The following is a 17,570-nucleotide window of genomic DNA, read 5'->3' as shown; positions in this document are numbered from 1 at the left end:
CCCTTTCCCATGTCGCCCTATTTTTCGGGCAGCAGGCCCCGTGGCGCAAAGCGCAGCACCAGCAGCAGCACCGCCCCCATCGCGATGAAGCGCATGTGCGGCGCGCTGTCCAGCAGGTGCGCCTTGACCGGCCCGTCGGCCATCGGCCCGGTCAGCATGGCGATCAGGGCAGGGCCCCAGACCTCGGCCTTGATCCACAGGAACCAGATGGTGACGGCCCCCAGCACCGCACCCCAGTTGTTGCCGGACCCGCCGACGATCACCATCACCCAGATCAGAAAGGTATAGCGCAGCGGGTTATAGCTGGTCGGCGCCAGGAGCCCGTCCAGCGTGACCATCATCGCGCCCGCGACCCCGATGACCGCCGATCCCAGGATGAACACCTGCAGGTGGCGGCGGGTCACGTCCTTGCCCATCGCCTCGGCCGCGGTCTCGTTGTCGCGGATGGCCCGCATCATGCGGCCCCAAGGCGATTTCAGCGCCAGTTCGGCCAGCAGGATGATGACCAGCAGCACGACCAGGAACAGCGACATGTAGGACAGCTTGACCCAGATGCCCGACGCCTCGGCCACGGGGAAGCCCCAGCTGGCGGCAAAGTCGACGAAATCTGGGTTGCGCTGCAGGGCCACCTCCTGCGCGACGGGGCGCGGGATCGAGGTGATGTTCTTGACCCCGCGGGCCAGCCAGTCCTCGTTCTTCATCACGGCCACGATGATCTCGCCGATGCCAAGCGTGGCGATGGCCAGGTAATCGGACCGCAGGCCCAGGGCGACCTTGCCGATGGCCCAGGCTGCGGCGGCCGCGAACAGGCCGCCCACCACCCAGGACAGCAGCACCGGCAGGCCAAGGCCGCCGATATTGCCGTTGCGGGCCGGGTTGTTTGCCTCGATCGCGATGACCGCGGGATCGAACAGCCAGCGATAGGCGACAAAGCCGCCGATCAGCACGACCGCGGTCAGGATGCCGCTGCGGGTGCGCGTCCAGGCCAGCTTGGCCATGGCCAGCGTTCCCACGCCCACGGCCAGCGCCAGCATCAGCCGCGTGCCACCCGCGGCCCATGCTCCTTCGACCGGGGGCAGCGACACCAGGACGGGGGCCAGCGCGCCCATCGCCAGAAAGCCCACCACGCCCACGTTGAACAGGCCCGCATAGCCCCACTGCATGTTGACGCCCAGGGCGGTGATCGCGGACAGCAGCCCCATGTTCAGAATCGCCAGCGACGTGTTCCAGCTGCCCGAGAACATGCTGTTCCGGACCGTGCCCTCCAGCACGAACAGGATGGCCAGCACCCCGAACAGGATCGGCGCGCGCCAGGGGCTGGCGGATGTCGCGGCTTGACGGTTAGTTGCCATGATCTCTCCCCCTCAGACCGATTTGCCGCGGAACAGGCCGGTGGGCCTGAACAGCAGGACGACGATCAGGATCACGAAGCTGACCGCGAATTTGTACTCCGTGCCCAGAAGCTGCATCAGCCCGCCGGGTTCGTACCAAGGCGCCAGATAGCCCACGACCTTGACCCACGGATAGGTCACCGCCACCTCGGAGAACGCGACCAGGAACCCGCCCGCGATGGCGCCAAGCGGATTGCCCAGGCCCCCGACGATCGCCGCGGCAAAGATCGGCAGTAGGATCTGAAAATAGTTGAAGGCCTTGAATGACTTGTCCAACCCGTAAAGCGTGCCCGCGATGGTCGCCAGAGCGGCCGCGATGATCCAGGTCAGGCGCACGACGCGTTCCGGGTCAATGCCCGACAGCAGGGCCAGATCCTCGTTGTCGGAATAGGCGCGCATGGCCTTGCCCGACTTCGTGCGGTTCAGGAACCAGAACAGCGCGATCATCACGATCAGCGCCACCCCCACGGTCAGTGCCTGGGTCGAGCGCAGCGCCAGGCCTTCCTCCAGCCCGGTCATCTCGCGGAAATCGCGGACCGCGATCAGGAAGCGCGCGCCGTCGTCAAAGCGGATCTCGTCCACGCCGATCAGGATGCGGGTCAGGCCGTTCATCACGAACATCACGCCGACCGATGCCATCACCAGGATGATCGGCGCGGCCTTCTGCCGGCGATAGAACTTATAGACTGCGCGGTCGGTGCCCAGCACCAGCAGCGCCGTCAGCGCGATGCCAAGAGGAAGGGCGATCAGCGCCGTGGGCAGCGGGCCTGCGCTGATGCCCAGGGATTGCAGCCCCCAGGTCAGCAGGATCACGATGCCCGTGCCAAAGGCCATGGTGTCGCCATGCGCGAAGTTCGAAAACCGCAGGATGCCATAGATCAGCGTGACGCCCAGGGCGCCAAGCGCCAGCTGCGCGCCATAGGCGGCGGCCGGGATGAAGACGAAGTTCAGAAAGACCACGAGGGCGTTCAGGATATCCACGGCTCAGCCCCCCAGGAAGGTGCGACGCACCTCGTCGTTCTGCATCAGGTCGGCCCCGGTGCCGGTATGGGCGTTCGCGCCCTGCACCAGCACATAGGCCTTGTCGGCGATCATCATCGCCTGACGTGCGTTCTGTTCGACCATCAGGACGGGCAGCCCGCCCCGCGCAATGGCAATGATGCGGTCGAACAGCTCGTCCATGACGATGGGGCTGACGCCCGCGGTGGGTTCGTCCAGCATCAGCACCTTGGGTCGGGTCATCAGCGCACGACCGACGGCGACCTGCTGGCGTTGACCGCCCGACAGTTCGCCCGCGGCCTGGCGGCGCTTGGCGGCGACGGCGGGGAACAGGTCATAGACCTGCTCCATCGTCGCGCGGATGTCGTCGCGGCGGATATAGGCGCCCATCTCCAGGTTCTCCTCAACCGTCATGGACGGGAAGATGTTGTTGACCTGCGGGACGAAGCCCATCCCCGCCTTGACCCGGTCCTGCGGGTTCAGGGCGGTGATGTCCCGCCCGTTCAACCGCACCGATCCCTGGCGCAGGTTCAACATGCCGAATATGGCCTTCATGGCCGTGGATTTGCCCGCGCCGTTGGGGCCGACGATCACCGCGATCTGGCCCTGTTCGACCGCGATGGTGCAGTCGTGCAGGATGTCGGCGCCCTTGCCGTATCCGCCGGTCATGCCCTCGCCGATCAGGAACGGGTCGCCCGCGCGCCCCGCGCCCACCGGCCCCGACCGGCGGGTGCCGTCGATCGTGCCGCGCCCGGCCGGGTTCACCACCGACAGGTCGCGGCTGCCGCGATTGCCGAAGACAGCGTCCTGGTCGCTCATCCCACCATGTCCTTGTTCTTCAGGCCGGTGCCCAGATAGGCCTCGATCACCGCCTCGTTCTTCATGATGTCCTGGGCGCTGCCCTTGGCCAGAACCTTGCCCTCGGCCATCACGATCACCGGGTCGCACAGCTTGCCGATGAAATCCATGTCATGCTCGATCACGCAGAAGGTATAACCGCGTTCCTTGTTCAGGCGGATGATCGCGTCGGCGATGGTCATCAGCAGGGTCCGGTTCACGCCCGCGCCGACCTCGTCCAGAAACACGATCTTGGCGTCGACCATCATCGTGCGGCCCAGTTCCAGCAGCTTTTTCTGGCCGCCCGACAGGTTCCCGGCCTTTTCATGGGTCAGGTGGCGGATGGTCAGGAAATCCAAGACCTCGTCGGCGCGGCGGCGCAGTTCGGCCTCCTCGCGCTCGATCCGGCCACGCTGGAACCAGGTCTTCCAGATCGTCTCTCCGGCCTGCGCGCCCGGGACCATCATCAGGTTCTCGCGCACCGACATCGAGCTGAATTCATGCGCCAACTGAAACGTCCGCAGCAGGCCCTTGTGGAACAGTTCGTGCGGCGGCAGGCCGGTGATGTCCTCTCCGTCCATAAAGACGCGCCCCGAGGTGGGGGGCAGCACGCCCGCGATCACGTTGAACAACGTCGACTTGCCCGCGCCGTTCGGCCCGATCAGCCCGGTGATCGAGCCTGTCTCGATCGTCAGGCTGGCGCCGTCGACGGCGCGAAAGCCGCCGAAATGTCTGTGAAGATCCTCGACACGGATCATGCGTCACCTTCCCTGTCTTCACATTCTTGGTGAAGATGTGCCGTCAAGCGGCTGTCATCTTTGCAAAACGGCCCGGCACCAAGATGGTGCCGGGCCGCCTGTTCAGGTCTGCGATCAGCGATAGCCGACCACTTCCAGCTTGCCGTCGGTGAACTGGATCTCGCGGAAGGTGCCGGCGGATTCGCCCGGACCCACCAGCTCAACTGAGGTGCCGCCGACATAATCGACGTCGCCGCCGCCGTTGATGATCTCCAGCGCCTTGGCCAGTTCGCCGGGCAGGATTTCCTCGCCGGGGCCGTTTGCCACGTCCATGATGTGCTCCTTGTAGACCGCCGGGTCCGACGACTTGGCCTTGGCCATCGCCAGCAGCATCAGCGCCGCCGCGTCATAGGCCTCGGCCGAAAAGGCGCCCGAGCCGTCAAAGCCCGCGGTCTCGGCCATCGCCAGATAGGCCTCGCGGCCTTCGCCCTCGGCTGCGGGGTTCTGACCGAAGCTGCCCTCGATCTCCGACCCGAAGTTGTCCTCCAGCGCCTGGCCGACCATGCCGTCCGGGAACACGAAGGTCTCGAAGGCGCCGCTGTCCAGCGCGCCGCGCACGATACCCGAACCGCCCTGGTCGACATAGCCCACCACGACCAGCGCATCGCCGCCCGCGGCCGACAGGGCCGCGATCTCGGCCGAATAGTCGGCCTTGCCGTCGTCATGCGCGCTGTTGACGGTCACGGTGCCGCCATTGGCGGTGAAGGCCGCGGCAAAGCTGTCCGCCAAGCCCTTGCCATAGTCGTTGTTCGTGTAGGTCACTGCGACGGTTTCGATGCCGCGGTCGGCGATGATCTGGGCCATCACCTCGCCCTGGCGGGCATCCGACGGGGCGGTGCGGAAGAACAGGCCGTCATCCTCGATGTCGGTCAGCGCGGGCGAGGTGGCCGACGGAGAGATCATCACGATGCCGTTCGCCTTGGCGACGTTCTCCAGCGAGGCGATGGTCTCGCCCGAGCACATGCCGCCGATCAGACCCTTGATGCCTTCGGATGCGATCAGACGCTCCACCGTCGCGGTCGCCGCGGCGGCGTCGATGCAGGTGCTGTCGCCCGTGACCGCCACAACGGTCGACCCGTCCAGCAGGAGGCCGGAATCGCTGACCTCCTTCATGGCCATCTCGGCGCCCTGCTGCATTGCAGGGGCCATCGATTCCAGCGGACCGGTGAAGCCGAGCGAGATGCCCAGCTTGATTTCTTCGGCGCCCGCGGCACCGGCCATCAGCGCCCCGGCGGCGGTCGCGAGAAGAAGCTTTTTCATGTGGAAGTCTCCCAGTTGGAACATTGTCCTGCGCGTCAGGTTAGAAGCGCAACATTCAAAAAGAAAGTGCGTTGTCGCGCGTATTTGCATGGTTTTTGGACAGGTTGACGTGTGACGCAGGGGCAACTTTGGACCGCCTGATCGCCCCTCGCTTCAACACGGCTTTGGGGCGGTCGGCCGTCGTCGTGGTCATCCCGTTCCGAATGGTGCCAACGGCGTTTCACAGGGTGTAGGGACGTCGGACGTCATCGCCGCTGTCGCAGAGCATCCGCCTAACTTGTGCAGCGGTTACGTCCCTGGAAATGCCATGTTCGAACCTGACATCCGCACTGGTCATCCTGTCAACCATGCCCCCGATGGCGGACCAACACAGAGGGGCAATGCACGGGTGGTCGGTTGCCACGACGCTTGCGACGAAGCGCGGCGGCAACCGTCCGTCGCGGCCTACTTGTCCGCGACCGTCACGCCCAACACGGGCTGATAGATCTGCGCAATCCGGGCGATGGCCTCCTGCGGAGAGACTTCCTCGGTCTGGCCGGTGCGGCGGCTGGTCAGCTCGACCTTGTTGCTGGTCAGGCCGCGCGGACCGACCGTGATGCGCCATGGCAGGCCGATCAGGTCCATCGAGGCGAACTTTGCCCCGGCGCGTTCGTCCCGGTCGTCGTACAGCGGGTCCAGGCCGCGGGCCTGCAGTTCGGCATAGATCGCGTCGCAGGCGGCGTCGGTGGAATTGTCGCCCTGCTTGAGGTTCACGATGCCGACGTGGAAGGGGGTCACACCCTCGGGCCAGATGATGCCCTTGTCGTCGTGGTTCGCCTCGATGATCGCGCCCAGCAGGCGCGACACGCCGATGCCGTGGCTGCCCATGTGCACGGGAACCTGCGCACCGTCGGAGTTGCGCACCATCGCGCCCATCGGTTCGGAATACTTCGTCCCGAAATAGAAGATCTGCCCGACCTCGATGCCGCGCGCGGTGCGGCGGCGTTCCTCGGGGACCTGGGCATAGACGGCCTCGTCATGCGTCTCGTCGGTGCGGGCATAGCGGCTGGTGAACTCCTCCAGCACGGCCTGGCATTCCTCGACGCTGTCATAATCGATGTCCCGGTCGCCAAAGGTCAGGTCGGTGATCTGGCTGTCATAGAACACCTCGGATTCCCCGGTCTCGGCCAGGACCAGGAACTCGTGGGTGTAATCGCCGCCGATCGGGCCGCCATCGGCGCGCATCGGGATGGCCTGCAGGCCCATCCGCTCATAGCTGCGCAGATAGCTGACCAGGTGGCGGTTGTAGGCGTGCAGCGCGTCTTCCTTGGTCAGGTCGAAATTGTAGCCGTCCTTCATCAGGAACTCGCGCCCACGCATCACGCCGAAGCGCGGACGGATCTCGTCGCGGAACTTCCATTGGATATGGTACAGCGTCAGCGGCAGATCCTTGTAGCTGCCGACATGGCTGCGGAAGATGTCGGTGATCATCTCCTCGTTCGTGGGGCCGTACAGCAGGTCGCGCTTGTTGCGGTCCTTGATGCGCAGCATCTCCTCGCCATAGTCGTCATAGCGGCCGCTTTCGCGCCACAGGTCGGCGGGCTGCAGCGTGGGCATCAGCATCGGGATGTGACCGGCGCGGGCCTGCTCCTCGTGCACGATCTGCTCGATGCGCCGCAGCACCTTGAAGCCCAACGGCAGCCAGGAATAGATGCCCGCCGTCTGCTGCTTGATCATGCCCGCGCGCAGCATCAGCCGGTGGCTGACGATCTGCGCCTCTTTGGGGTCTTCCTTCAGCACGGGCAGGAAATAGCGCGACAGACGCATGGCACGGGTCCTTCAAAGCGGTTCGGTCCGCAGCGTTACCGGATCGGTCCGGCCTTGCCAAGCATCGCGCTTGCAACCAGACGCACGGGGCGGCACATTCGCCGCAGGTTTCTGGACAAGGGTCGAACCATGCGCATCCCCGTACGCAAGCAGGTCATGTGGTGGGGCATCGCGGCGCTGACGTTGCTGGTGACGCTGTGGCTGCTGGGGCAGGCCGTCCTGCCGTTCATCCTGGGGGCTGGCATCGCCTATCTGCTGGACCCGCTTGCCGATCGTCTGGAACGCGCGGGCCTGTCGCGTACCATGTCCGTGGTGGTGATCACCTTTGCGGTCGTGCTGGCCTTTGTCGCCATCGTTCTGCTGGTCATGCCGATCCTGGTGCGCCAGGCCACCGCCCTGATCGAGACCGCGCCGGAGATGATCAGCCAGGCGCGGGGTTTCCTGGACACGCGCTTTCCCAACCTGATCCCGCAGGGCGACGGGCTGCAGCAGACGCTGACCGACCTGCAGGCGACGATGGGCGATCAGGCCGCGCGGCTGGCATCGACCGTCCTGGGATCGGTCACCGGCGTCCTGGGGACCGTGGCGCTGCTGGTCATCGTGCCGGTGGTCGCCTTCTATCTGCTGCTGGACTGGGATCACCTGGTCGCGGCCATCGACGACCTGCTGCCGCGCGAACATGCGGCGACCATCCGCCAGCTTGCCGCCGAGATCGACGACGCGCTGTCCGGGTTCCTGCGCGGGCAGGGGGTCGTGATCGCCATCCTGGGGACGTGGTACGCGCTGGCGCTGATGCTGGTGGGCCTGCCCTTCGGCTTCTTCATCGGGATCATGGCGGCGGTCCTGTCCTTCATCCCGTATGTCGGGGTGCTGATCGGGGGCGCGACGGCCATCGGCGTGGCGTTGTTCAGCTTCTGGGGCGATCCGCTGTGGATCGGTGCGGTCGTCGCGATCTTTGCCCTGGGCCAGATCGTCGAGGGCAACTATCTGCAACCCAAGATCGTCGGCGGCCATGTCGGCCTGCATCCGGTCTGGCTGCTTCTGGCGCTGTCTGTCTTCGGTGCGCTGTTCGGCTTTGTCGGTTTGGTCATGGCGGTTCCGATGGCGGCGGCGCTGGGGGTGCTGGCGCGGTTCCTGATCGTGCGCTATCGCGAAAGCTCGCTGTTCACCGGGCAGGCATTGCCGGCGGAACCGTCGCAGCCGATCCTGGTCGAGATGGTGCCCGCGGGCACCGTGGCCGCACGGATGCGCACCGCGCGGATGGATGCCGACCGCGCCCGCAGCCAGCAGCAGATCGAGGCCATGCAGGAAAACCTGGCGCGCCGCGACCTGCAAGGCTGACGGGTTGAGCCTGTTTCCGCCCTCGCGCCAGCTGACGCTGGACCTGACCACGCCACCCGCCCATGCGCGGGCGGATTTCCTGCCCGCGCCTGCCAACCATGCCGCGCTTAAGGCGCTGGACCGACCTCAGGACTGGCCGGCGGGCCGGATGCTGCTGATCGGGCCCGAGGGGTCGGGCAAGACCCATCTGGCGGCCTTCTGGGCGGCCGAGAACGGCGCGCGCCGCATCAGCGCCTCGGCCCTGCGCCCCGATGCCGCCGATCTGCTGGCCGCCGACGGCGGCGCCGTGGTGGTCGAGGATGCCGACCACGCGGGCTTTGCCGCAGGGGCCGAACAGGCGCTGTTCCATCTGTGGAACCTGTGCGGACCCCGCGACTGCCTGCTGCTGCTGACCGCACGGACGCCGCCGCGGGACTGGGGACTGGTGCTGCCCGATCTGCGGTCGCGCATGGATGCGATGCCGCAGGTGCGGCTTGGGTCGCCGGACGAGGCGCTGATGGCCGCGGTACTGGTCAAGCTGTTCGCGGATCGCCAGCTGGCCGTGCCTGCGGGGCTGATCGACTGGCTGGTGCTGCACATGGATCGCGACTTGGGCCTGGCGCGTCGGCTGGTCGCGGCGATGGACCATGCGGCCATGGCGCAGAAGGGCCCGGTGACCCGCCGGATCGCGGCCGACCTGCTGGACAAGCTGTCCGAGGGTGACGCATGATCGCGTCCACGCCAGCCGCCGGACGATCATGACCCAAGCCGATTTTCTTCGCACGCCGTTCCCCGAACCCAAGACCCTGCCCGAGGGCGTTCCCGAAGGCGCCGCACGGTTCTTCAACCGCGAGCTGTCCTGGCTGTCGTTCAACTGGCGCGTTCTGGACGAGGCGCGCAATCCGCGCGTGCCGCTGCTGGAGCGCCTGCGCTTCGTGTCGATCAGCGCCACGAACCTTGACGAGTTCTACACCGTCCGCGTGGCCGGCCTGCGCGAACTGGTACGCGAGGGCAGCGCCACGCCCTCGGATGACGGCCTGACACCGGCGGAACAGCTGGCCCTGATCAATGCCGACGCGCGCCGCCTGATGGGCGCGCAGCAGGGCGTCTGGAACACGCTGCGCAAGGAGATGGAGCAGGCGGGCATCGTCATCCTGTCCCGCCAGCGCCTGACCCGCGCCGAGGAAGAGTTCCTGAACGGCCATTTCCAGAACCTGGTCTTTCCGGTCCTGTCGCCCTTGGCCATCGACCCCGCCCACCCGTTCCCGTTCATCCCGAACGCGGGCTTTTCGCTGGCGCTGGAGCTGGCGCGAGAGACCGATGGCCGCAAGATGCAGGCCCTGCTGCCGATCCCCGCGCAGCTGCCGCGGTTCGTGCCCCTGCCGGGCGGGCAGCGTTTCCTGAGGCTGGAGGATCTGCTGCTGATGCATCTGTCCAGCCTGTTTCCCGGCTATCGCGATACGGGCCATTGCAGCTTCCGCGTGCTGCGCGACAGCGATCTGGAGGTCGAGGAGGAGGCCGAGGACCTGGTCCGCGAGTTCGAGACCGCGCTGAAGCGGCGCCGTCGCGGCAGCGTCATCCGTCTGAAGATCACCGCCGGCGCCCCCGACCGCCTGCGCCGTCTGATCATGGAGGAGCTGGAGGTCAGCCCCGACGAGGTGATCGAGGTCGAGGGCCTGCTGGGCATGGCCGATCTGCGCGAGCTGGTGCTGGACAGCCGCCGCGACCTGATGTGGCCCGCCTTCACCCCCCGTGTCCCCGAGCGGATCCAGGACCATGACGGCGACATGTTCGCGGCGATCCGCCAGAAGGACATGCTGCTGCATCATCCCTACGAGACCTTCGACATGGTCGTGCGCTATCTGGCGCAGGCGGCGCGCGACCCGGACGTGCTGGCGATCAAGCAGACGCTGTATCGCACCAGCCGCGACAGCCCCATCGTCGATGCGCTGTGCGAGGCGGCCGAGGCCGGCAAGTCGGTGACCGCGCTGGTCGAACTCAAGGCCCGCTTCGACGAGGCCGCCAACATCCGCCAGTCGCGCAGGCTGGAGCGGTCGGGCGCGCATGTCGTCTATGGCTTCGTGAACTACAAGACCCACGCCAAGATCAGCACCATCGTGCGGCGCGAGGGCGACGGGCTGGTAACCTATACCCACTACGGGACCGGGAACTATCACCCGATCACCGCGCGCATCTATACCGACCTGTCGCTGTTCACCTGCAACCCTGCGCTTGGCCGGGACGCGACAAAGGTCTTCAACTATCTGTCCGGCTATGTGCAGCCTGCGGGGCTGGAGAACCTGTCGATCTCTCCGATCGACCTGAAATCGCGGCTGATCGACCTGATCGGCCGCGAGGCGGAATATGCACGCCAGGGCCGCCCCGGCGCGATCTGGGCCAAGATGAACTCGCTGATCGAGAAGGACGTGATCGAGGCGCTGTATGCCGCCAGCGCCGCAGGTGTCCGCATCAGCCTGATCGTCCGCGGCATTTGCGGAATCAGGCCCGGGATCAAGGGGTTGTCAGAGAATATTCGTGTGAAGTCGATCGTCGGGCGCTATCTGGAACACAGCCGGATCGTGTGCTTTGGGTCCGGCCACGGCATGCCGTCGCCCAAGGCGCGGGTGTTCATCAGTTCGGCCGACTGGATGGACCGCAACCTGAACCGCCGGGTCGAGACGCTGGTCGAATGCGTGAACGACACGGTCAAGGCGCAGATCGTCAATCAGATCATGGCCGCCAACATGGCCGACGAGGCGCAAAGCTGGTTGTTGCAGCCGGATGGCCGTTTCCTGCGTTACCTGCCCGAGGGGCGTGACGATCTGTTCAACTGTCATCGCTTCTTCATGGAAAACCCGTCCCTGTCGGGACGGGGAACGGCGGGCGCGCGTGACGTGCCGGCCCTGACCCATTCGGCGGATTGACGGTTTGGCCCCGCCGGGCCACTTAACGGGCGACCAAGGACAAGGGGCTGCAAGATGAACGGCGTACGCACGACAAGCGGCCAGACGATCGAGCCATTCGGCGGCAAGTTCCGCAAGCTGCCCAAGCGGTCCCTAAAGCGGATCGGCGTGGTGGATGTCGGATCGAACTCGATCCGGCTGGTGGTGTTCGACGGGGCGGCGCGCTCGCCCGCCTATTTCTACAACGAAAAGGTCATGGCGGGTCTGGGCCAGGACATGGCCCGCACCGGCCGCCTGAACCCCGAGGGGATCAAGCGCGGCTTTTCCGCGCTGGCCCGATTTGCGGCGCTGGCCCGCAGCATGGACATCGCGCCGCTGACCTGCGTCGCCACCGCAGCCGTGCGCGAGGCCGAGGACGGCCCCGCCTTCCAGCGCCGCGTCGAGAAGGAGACCGGCCTGAAGCTGCACGTGATCGACGGAGAGGAGGAGGCCCGGCTGTCTGCGCAGGGCGTCCTGCTGGGCTGGCCTGACGCCAAGGGGCTGGTTTGCGACATCGGCGGCAACTCTATGGAGCTGGCGGAGGTCGCAGACGGCAAGGTCGGGCGGCGCGTGACGTCGCAGCTTGGCCCGTTCCGCCTGCAGCAGGTCGCCCCCGATCAGCTGCGCGCGCATATCACCACGATCCTGCAGGGGCTGGCCGAGAAGCTGGGCACCGATCACGACCGGATCTATCTGGTCGGCGGGTCGTGGCGCGCCATCGCGCGGCTGGATATGGAGCGCGTGGGCTATCCCATGACCGTCCTGCACGAATACCGCATGACCCCCGACGCGGTCGCCGACACCGTCGCCTGGATCGGCAAGCACGACCTGGGCACGTTGCGCGCCAAGGTCGGCATCTCCGCCTCGCGGATCGAACTGGTGCCGCTGGCCTCGCAGGTCCTGTCGCAGATGATCGAGGTGTTCGGTCCCAAGGAGCTGGCGGTGTCCAGCTATGGCATCCGCGAAGGGCTGCTCTATGAGCACATGTCCACGACGCTGCGCAAGCGCGATCCCCTGATCGAGGCGGCGCGCTTCACCGAAAAGCAGATGGCCCGCCTGCCGGGTTTCGGCAAGAAGCTTTACCAGTTCCTGCTGCCGCTGTTCCCGAACCTGACGCCCGAACGTGACCGCCTGATGCGGGCGGCCTGCCTGCTGCACGACACCGCATGGCGGGCCCACCCCGATTACCGGGCCGAGGCCTGCTTCGACAACGTCACGCGCGCCAACATGGCGGCGCTGAGCCACCCCGAGCGGATCTTCCTGGGGCTGGCGCTGCTGCACCGATACAAGAACAACCGCGCGGAATCGCAGATGGCGCCGCTGTTCGCGCTGCTGGATGACGACGAGATCCGCGCGGCCGAGATCCTGGGCAAGGCGATGCGCTTTGGCGCGATGTTCGCGATCGACGATCCGTCCGATGCGGCCAGTCTGCGCCTGACCCCGGCCGGCACGCTGGAGCTGCGCCTGACATCCACCGGCCGTCACCTGATGGGCGAGGTCGCGCAGTCGCGCTTTCTGTCGCTGTGCAAGTCGATCGGCGTCGTCGGCATCGTCAAGTAGGCAGCCCATCGGCACTGTTGGATGCGAAAAGGGCGCCCCGCGGGGCGCCCTTTCCTGTTCTGCCAAGGGGCAGGGGGATGATTACATCATCCCGCCCATGCCGCCCATGTCGGGCATGCCGCCGCCAGCACCGCCCTGGCCCTTGGGCTCGGGCTTCTCGGCGATCATGGCTTCGGTCGTGATCAGCAGGCCGGCCACCGACGAGGCGTCTTCCAGCGCGGTGCGGACGACCTTTGCGGGGTCGATCACGCCGAACTTGAACATGTCGCCATATTCCTCGGTCTGGGCGTTGAAGCCGAACGACTTGTCGGACGACTCGCGGACCTTGCCGGCCACGACGGCGCCGTCGACGCCTGCGTTTTCGGCGATCTGGCGCATCGGGGCCTCCAGCGCGCGGCGGACGATGGCGATGCCTGCGTCCTGGTCGCTGTTTGCGCCGGTCAGGCCTTCCAGAACCTTGCCGCCCTGCACCAGAGCCACGCCGCCGCCGACGACAACGCCTTCCTGGACAGCTGCACGGGTCGCGTTCAGCGCGTCATCGACGCGGTCCTTGCGCTCTTTGACCTCGATTTCGGACATGCCGCCGACGCGGATCACGGCAACACCGCCGGCCAGCTTGGCCACGCGCTCCTGCAGCTTCTCCTTGTCGTAGTCCGAGGTGGTTTCCTCGATCTGCTGACGGATCTGGCTGACGCGTGCCTCGATCTCGGCCTTGTCACCGGCGCCATCGACGATGGTGGTGGTGTCCTTGTTGATCGTGATCTTCTTGGCGCGGCCCAGCATGTCGATGCCGACATTCTCCAGCTTCATGCCCAGGTCTTCGCTGATGACCTGACCGCCGGTCAGGATCGCCAGATCCTGCAGCATCGCCTTGCGACGATCACCAAAGCCCGGTGCCTTGACGGCAGCGATCTTCAGGCCGCCGCGCAGCTTGTTGACGACCAGCGTGGCCAGAGCCTCGCCCTCGACGTCTTCCGAGATGATGACCAGCGGCTTGCCCGACTGGATGACGGCTTCCAGCAGCGGAACCATCGGCTGCAGCGACGACAGCTTCTTCTCGTGCAGCAGGATGTAGGCGTCTTCCAGATCGGCGACCATCTTGTCGGGGTTGGTCACGAAGTAGGGCGACAGGTAGCCGCGGTCGAACTGCATGCCTTCGACGACTTCGACCTCGGTCTCCATCCCCTTGTTCTCTTCGACGGTGATGACACCCTCGTTGCCGACCTTCTGCATCGCGTCTGCGATCTGACGACCGATCGAGGCTTCGCCGTTGGCCGAGATGGTGCCGACCTGCGCGACTTCGTCGCTGTCGTTCACCGGGCGCGAGGCAGCCTTGATGGCCTCGACGACCTTCGAGGTGGCGAGGTCGATGCCGCGCTTCAGGTCCATCGGGTTCATGCCGGCGGCGACCGCCTTCATGCCTTCCTTGACGATGGCCTGGGCCAGGACCGTCGCGGTGGTGGTGCCGTCACCGGCCTCGTCGTTGGTGCGCGAAGCGACTTCGCGGACCATCTGGGCGCCCATGTTCTCGAACTTGTCGGACAGTTCGATCTCCTTGGCGACCGACACGCCGTCCTTGGTGATGCGGGGCGCGCCGAAGGACTTGTCGATGACCACGTTGCGGCCCTTGGGACCAAGCGTGACCTTGACGGCATCGGCCAGGATGTTGACGCCTTTCAGCATGCGGTCGCGCGCGTCGGTACCGAACTTGACTTCTTTAGCAGCCATGGAAAATCTCCTGAATGTTGGGGGAAGGAAGCGTCTTGGGGCCGATCAGCTCAGCACGCCCAGGATGTCGCTTTCCTTCATGATCAGCAGCTCTTCGCCGTCGACCGTGACTTCGGTGCCCGACCATTTGCCGAACAGGACGCGGTCGCCAGCCGCAACCGACGGTGCGATCAGTTCGCCCGAATCCTTGCGCGCGCCTTCGCCCACGGAAATGATCTCGCCCTCGGCGGGCTTTTCCTTGGCGTTGTCGGGGATGATCAGGCCGCCCTTGGTCTTCTCTTCCGATTGGACGCGACGGACCAGCACGCGGTCATGCAGCGGTTTGAATGCCATTGTCGAACACTCCTTGATTCAGGTTGCAGTGTTGCTTTGTTGGCACTCACCGGGTGCGAGTGCCAATGACGGCTAGATAGGCAAATCGCCCAAGCCTGTCAACGGGTCATCGCGGTCTGGTGTCTGGCGGCAGGGGGGCAAACATGACAGTCTGGCGGCCATTGACGGACCAGCAAGGATACCCATGCGACTGACGATTGCCGCCGCCCTGTTCGCCCTGTCGGGACATGGCGCGATGGCCGCCTGCACCGGCCAGAACCTGTTCGACACCATGCCCGCCGAACGCGCCGCGGCGATCGAGGCCGCCAGCCGCGACGTCCCCTTTCGCCAGGGCCTGCTGTACCAGGCCGTGCGCGACGATCAGCGCATCACGCTGGTGGGCACCTATCATTTCGGCGATGCGCGCCATCAGCCGATGATCAAGCGTGTCCGCCCGCTGATAGATCAGGCCCATGCGCTCTATGTCGAGGCCGCCCCCGCCGAGGAGGCCCGCCTGACCAAGGCGCTGACCGAGGATCCGACCCTGATGGTCGATCCCGATGGGCCCACCCTGCCGGAACGCCTGGCGCCCGACGAATGGGATGCGCTGTCGCAGGCCATGTCGGATCGCGGCACGCCGGGTGTCATCACCGCCCGGATGCGGCCCTGGTATGTCGCGCTGATGCTGGGCGTCTCTCCTTGCATGGTCCGCACCATGGCCGAGCAGGGAGGAGAGTCCGGCGGCCTGGACCACCTGCTGGTGGCCGAGGCGCAGGACGCGGGCACGCCCGTCCGCTCGCTGGAGCCGTGGGACACCATCTTCGGCCTGTTCGAGGGCCTGACGCCCGAACAGGAGCTGGACATGATCCGCGCAAGCCTGCCGGCGGCCAGCTATGCCGACGATTACGCGGTGACGCTGACGGATGCCTATTTCGACGGGGATGTCTGGAAGATCTGGGAATTCGGGCGTTTCGACGCCTATGCCAATTCCGGATTGTCCAGGGAAGAGGTCGATCGCCAGATGGACCTGGCCCAGACCCGGCTGATGGACGATCGCAACCGCGCGTGGATCGCACCGCTGCTGGAGGGTGCCGCCGAGGCCGGGGATGAGGGAATTGTCGCAGCCTTCGGTGCGCTGCACCTGCCCGGAGAGGCGGGGGTCCTGTCGCTGCTGCAGGACGAGGGCTTCACGATCACCCGTCTGGACGGGTGACCGGATCTATTGGCCGTTCAGGACGCCAAGCGCGTGGGCACGGCCCTGTTTTTGATAGGTGATGCGGCTGTCGCCGATCTCGCTGATGGTGCCGCCGTTGATGCGGTCGCCGATGCGCAGCGTCAGCACGCGACCGTTGGACAGGCGGACCAATGCCCGGCTTGCCCGGCCCGCGCCGATCGTGCCGATGATCTGGGTGCTGCTCAGCTGGATGCCGTCCTTGACCGTCGCGCTGGCGGCGGCATTGCCGATGGCGTTCTGCGGGACGGCGGCCATGACCTCGGGCTCGCTGTCGACTTCGGGCGGGCGGTACTGCTGGTTGCGCGACGCTGCGGCCTGCGCCTCGGCCTGGGCCTGGGCGCGGGCGCGGGCTTCGGCCTGGGCGCGGGCCTGAGCCTCGGCCCGGGCGTCGGCTGCGGCTTGTGACCGGGCGCGCGCCTCGGCCTGGGCCTGCAATTCGGCATCCTGCCGGCGCTGTTCGGCGATCGCGGCCTCGGCCGACTGCGCCTCGGCTGCGGCGCGCAGGTCGGGCGACGACGGCGACAGGGCCGCGGCGACCGGGGCGGCCGTAGCCACCATCGCGTTGACGGCGGCGCCACCGGCACGGCGCGGCGGAATGGCCGACGATGTCAGCGCGGTCAGCGCCACCGCGCCGGGCGCGGCAGGGCTGTTGCCGATGGCCGACGCGATGGCATCCTCCACGGCCTGCTCCGACACCGCGGGGCTGGCCACGGTGCGCGTGCCGGGCCGGCTGTTCGGGCGGGCCGACCGCAGGATGGCGCCCGACGGTGCGGCGGTGGGGCCGGGATCGATGGCCGCGGGACGGGGTGCGGCAAGACTGGCCGCTGCACTGGCCCGCGGGGCGGGGCGGGCGGCATCGACGGCCTGTGCCACGGCGTCCTGCACTGCCTGTTGCGACGGTGCGCGCACAGAGACCGGCCGGCGCGTGGGCCGGGCGTCTGCCAGTTGGAACACCAATCCGCGCTCGGCCTGGCTCAGCGGCGCGTTGCCTGCCTGCGCGGTCCGCAGATCGCGCAGCTGAGCGATGATCAGGTCGCGTTCCGCCTGCGTCAGCGCCGCGGTCTGCTCGGGCGCGCTGCCTTCGTCCAGCAGGGACAGCCGGTCGGGGCGCGAGGGCGGGCGTGCTGACGGTTGTGCCGGGGCAGCCGCAGCCTCGGCCGCGGGCTGGGTCGGGACGGGACGCGCTTGGGCCGGGCTGGGCGGACGTGCCGCCGGGGTGGCGGTGGCCTGCGCCGGGGCGGCCTGCGCGGGAGCCGCCGCCGCTGCGGGGCGATTGGCCGGCGCCGAAGCAGGACTGGGCTGCGCGACAGGTGCCGCGGCGGGGCGCGACGGCGGCCGCGCGGCTGCTACGGGTGCCGCCGGCTGATTCTGCACCCCATACGGC

13 protein-coding genes and 1 pseudogene are annotated in these 17,570 nt (G+C 67.0%); 5 read left to right on the top strand and 9 right to left on the bottom strand.

Annotation, left to right across the window (positions count from 1 at the left end):
- Positions 1–17 precede the first annotated feature (17 nt).
- The 6 genes from GBO37_RS00070 to proS all read right to left on the bottom strand — a co-directional run bounded on the left by GBO37_RS00070 (position 18) and on the right by proS (position 7,090).
- On the bottom strand, positions 18–1,352 hold the full coding sequence (locus GBO37_RS00070) for a branched-chain amino acid ABC transporter permease (protein ID WP_252926391.1): 1,335 nt from the start codon (positions 1,350–1,352) through the stop codon (positions 18–20).
- 12 nt (positions 1,353–1,364) lie between these two features.
- Complete coding sequence (locus GBO37_RS00065; protein WP_045981210.1) at positions 1,365–2,372, bottom strand: branched-chain amino acid ABC transporter permease; 1,008 nt, start codon at positions 2,370–2,372, stop codon at positions 1,365–1,367.
- A gap of 3 nt (positions 2,373–2,375) precedes the next feature.
- The gene (locus GBO37_RS00060; RefSeq protein WP_252926388.1) at positions 2,376–3,209 is read right to left on the bottom strand and encodes an ABC transporter ATP-binding protein; all 834 of its coding nucleotides are present in this window, start codon (positions 3,207–3,209) and stop codon (positions 2,376–2,378) included.
- A complete protein-coding gene (locus GBO37_RS00055) occupies positions 3,206–3,985 on the bottom strand; it encodes an ABC transporter ATP-binding protein (protein ID WP_252926386.1) in 780 nt (259 codons plus the stop codon). The genes GBO37_RS00060 and GBO37_RS00055 overlap by 4 nt, the downstream gene beginning before the upstream one ends.
- Before the next feature lie 114 nt (positions 3,986–4,099).
- The gene (locus GBO37_RS00050; protein WP_127898620.1) at positions 4,100–5,284 is read right to left on the bottom strand and encodes an ABC transporter substrate-binding protein; all 1,185 of its coding nucleotides are present in this window, start codon (positions 5,282–5,284) and stop codon (positions 4,100–4,102) included.
- A gap of 444 nt (positions 5,285–5,728) precedes the next feature.
- On the bottom strand, positions 5,729–7,090 hold the full coding sequence (gene proS, locus GBO37_RS00045; RefSeq protein ID WP_127898619.1) for a proline--tRNA ligase: 1,362 nt from the start codon (positions 7,088–7,090) through the stop codon (positions 5,729–5,731).
- Positions 7,091–7,219: 129 nt separating this feature from the next.
- On the opposite strand from proS, the gene GBO37_RS00040 reads away from it, so the two are divergent.
- Genes GBO37_RS00040 through GBO37_RS00025 form a run of 4 tightly spaced genes read left to right on the top strand, consistent with a single transcriptional unit; the run spans position 7,220 to position 12,912 of the window.
- The gene (locus GBO37_RS00040) at positions 7,220–8,431 is read left to right on the top strand and encodes an AI-2E family transporter (RefSeq protein WP_252926384.1); all 1,212 of its coding nucleotides are present in this window, start codon (positions 7,220–7,222) and stop codon (positions 8,429–8,431) included.
- Positions 8,432–8,435: 4 nt separating this feature from the next.
- Positions 8,436–9,140, top strand: a complete 705-nt coding sequence (locus GBO37_RS00035; RefSeq protein WP_331497796.1) for a chromosomal replication initiator DnaA — start codon at positions 8,436–8,438, stop codon at positions 9,138–9,140.
- Between the two features lie 28 nt (positions 9,141–9,168).
- Positions 9,169–11,334, top strand: coding sequence for an RNA degradosome polyphosphate kinase (locus tag GBO37_RS00030; protein ID WP_252926382.1), 2,166 nt, complete (start codon positions 9,169–9,171; stop codon positions 11,332–11,334).
- Between the two features lie 54 nt (positions 11,335–11,388).
- A complete protein-coding gene (locus tag GBO37_RS00025) occupies positions 11,389–12,912 on the top strand; it encodes a Ppx/GppA family phosphatase (RefSeq protein WP_252926380.1) in 1,524 nt (507 codons plus the stop codon).
- A gap of 81 nt (positions 12,913–12,993) precedes the next feature.
- On the opposite strand, the gene groL is transcribed toward GBO37_RS00025, so the two are convergent.
- Positions 12,994–14,640 carry a chaperonin GroEL gene (gene groL / locus GBO37_RS00020; protein WP_252926378.1) on the bottom strand — a complete coding sequence of 549 codons (1,647 nt, stop codon included), beginning with the start codon at positions 14,638–14,640 and terminating at the stop codon, positions 12,994–12,996.
- Positions 14,641–14,685: 45 nt separating this feature from the next.
- Complete coding sequence (locus GBO37_RS00015) at positions 14,686–14,973, bottom strand: co-chaperone GroES (protein ID WP_252926376.1); 288 nt, start codon at positions 14,971–14,973, stop codon at positions 14,686–14,688.
- A 184-nt stretch (positions 14,974–15,157) separates the two neighbouring features.
- Here GBO37_RS00015 and GBO37_RS00010 point away from each other — a divergent pair, with 184 nt between their 5' ends.
- Positions 15,158–16,165 (top strand): TraB/GumN family protein, encoded by a 1,008-nt coding sequence (locus tag GBO37_RS00010; RefSeq protein ID WP_252926374.1) that lies wholly within the window; start codon positions 15,158–15,160, stop codon positions 16,163–16,165.
- A 6-nt stretch (positions 16,166–16,171) separates the two neighbouring features.
- On the opposite strand, the pseudogene GBO37_RS00005 reads toward GBO37_RS00010, so the two are convergent.
- A pseudogene (locus tag GBO37_RS00005) lies at positions 16,172–17,570 on the bottom strand (hypothetical protein); the annotation flags it as partial.

Source organism: Paracoccus sp. 08 (genome assembly GCF_024105395.1).
In the GTDB taxonomy this organism is placed as follows: domain Bacteria; phylum Pseudomonadota; class Alphaproteobacteria; order Rhodobacterales; family Rhodobacteraceae; genus Paracoccus; species Paracoccus marcusii.
The sequence above is the reverse complement of the archived record's forward strand: the minus strand, read 5'-3'. Positions and strand labels throughout refer to the sequence as shown.

Coding starts and splice junctions, on each gene's coding strand:
- proS (WP_127898619.1), bottom strand. CDS start 7,090: ATGCGTCTGTCGCGCTATTTCCTGCCCGTGCTGAAGGAAGACCCCAAA.
- GBO37_RS00010 (WP_252926374.1), top strand. CDS start 15,158: ATGCGACTGACGATTGCCGCCGCCCTGTTCGCCCTGTCGGGACATGGC.
- GBO37_RS00050 (WP_127898620.1), bottom strand. CDS start 5,284: ATGAAAAAGCTTCTTCTCGCGACCGCCGCCGGGGCGCTGATGGCCGGT.
- GBO37_RS00055 (WP_252926386.1), bottom strand. CDS start 3,985: ATGATCCGTGTCGAGGATCTTCACAGACATTTCGGCGGCTTTCGCGCC.
- GBO37_RS00030 (WP_252926382.1), top strand. CDS start 9,169: ATGACCCAAGCCGATTTTCTTCGCACGCCGTTCCCCGAACCCAAGACC.
- GBO37_RS00040 (WP_252926384.1), top strand. CDS start 7,220: ATGCGCATCCCCGTACGCAAGCAGGTCATGTGGTGGGGCATCGCGGCG.
- GBO37_RS00015 (WP_252926376.1), bottom strand. CDS start 14,973: ATGGCATTCAAACCGCTGCATGACCGCGTGCTGGTCCGTCGCGTCCAA.
- GBO37_RS00025 (WP_252926380.1), top strand. CDS start 11,389: ATGAACGGCGTACGCACGACAAGCGGCCAGACGATCGAGCCATTCGGC.
- GBO37_RS00060 (WP_252926388.1), bottom strand. CDS start 3,209: ATGAGCGACCAGGACGCTGTCTTCGGCAATCGCGGCAGCCGCGACCTG.
- groL (WP_252926378.1), bottom strand. CDS start 14,640: ATGGCTGCTAAAGAAGTCAAGTTCGGTACCGACGCGCGCGACCGCATG.
- GBO37_RS00070 (WP_252926391.1), bottom strand. CDS start 1,352: ATGGCAACTAACCGTCAAGCCGCGACATCCGCCAGCCCCTGGCGCGCG.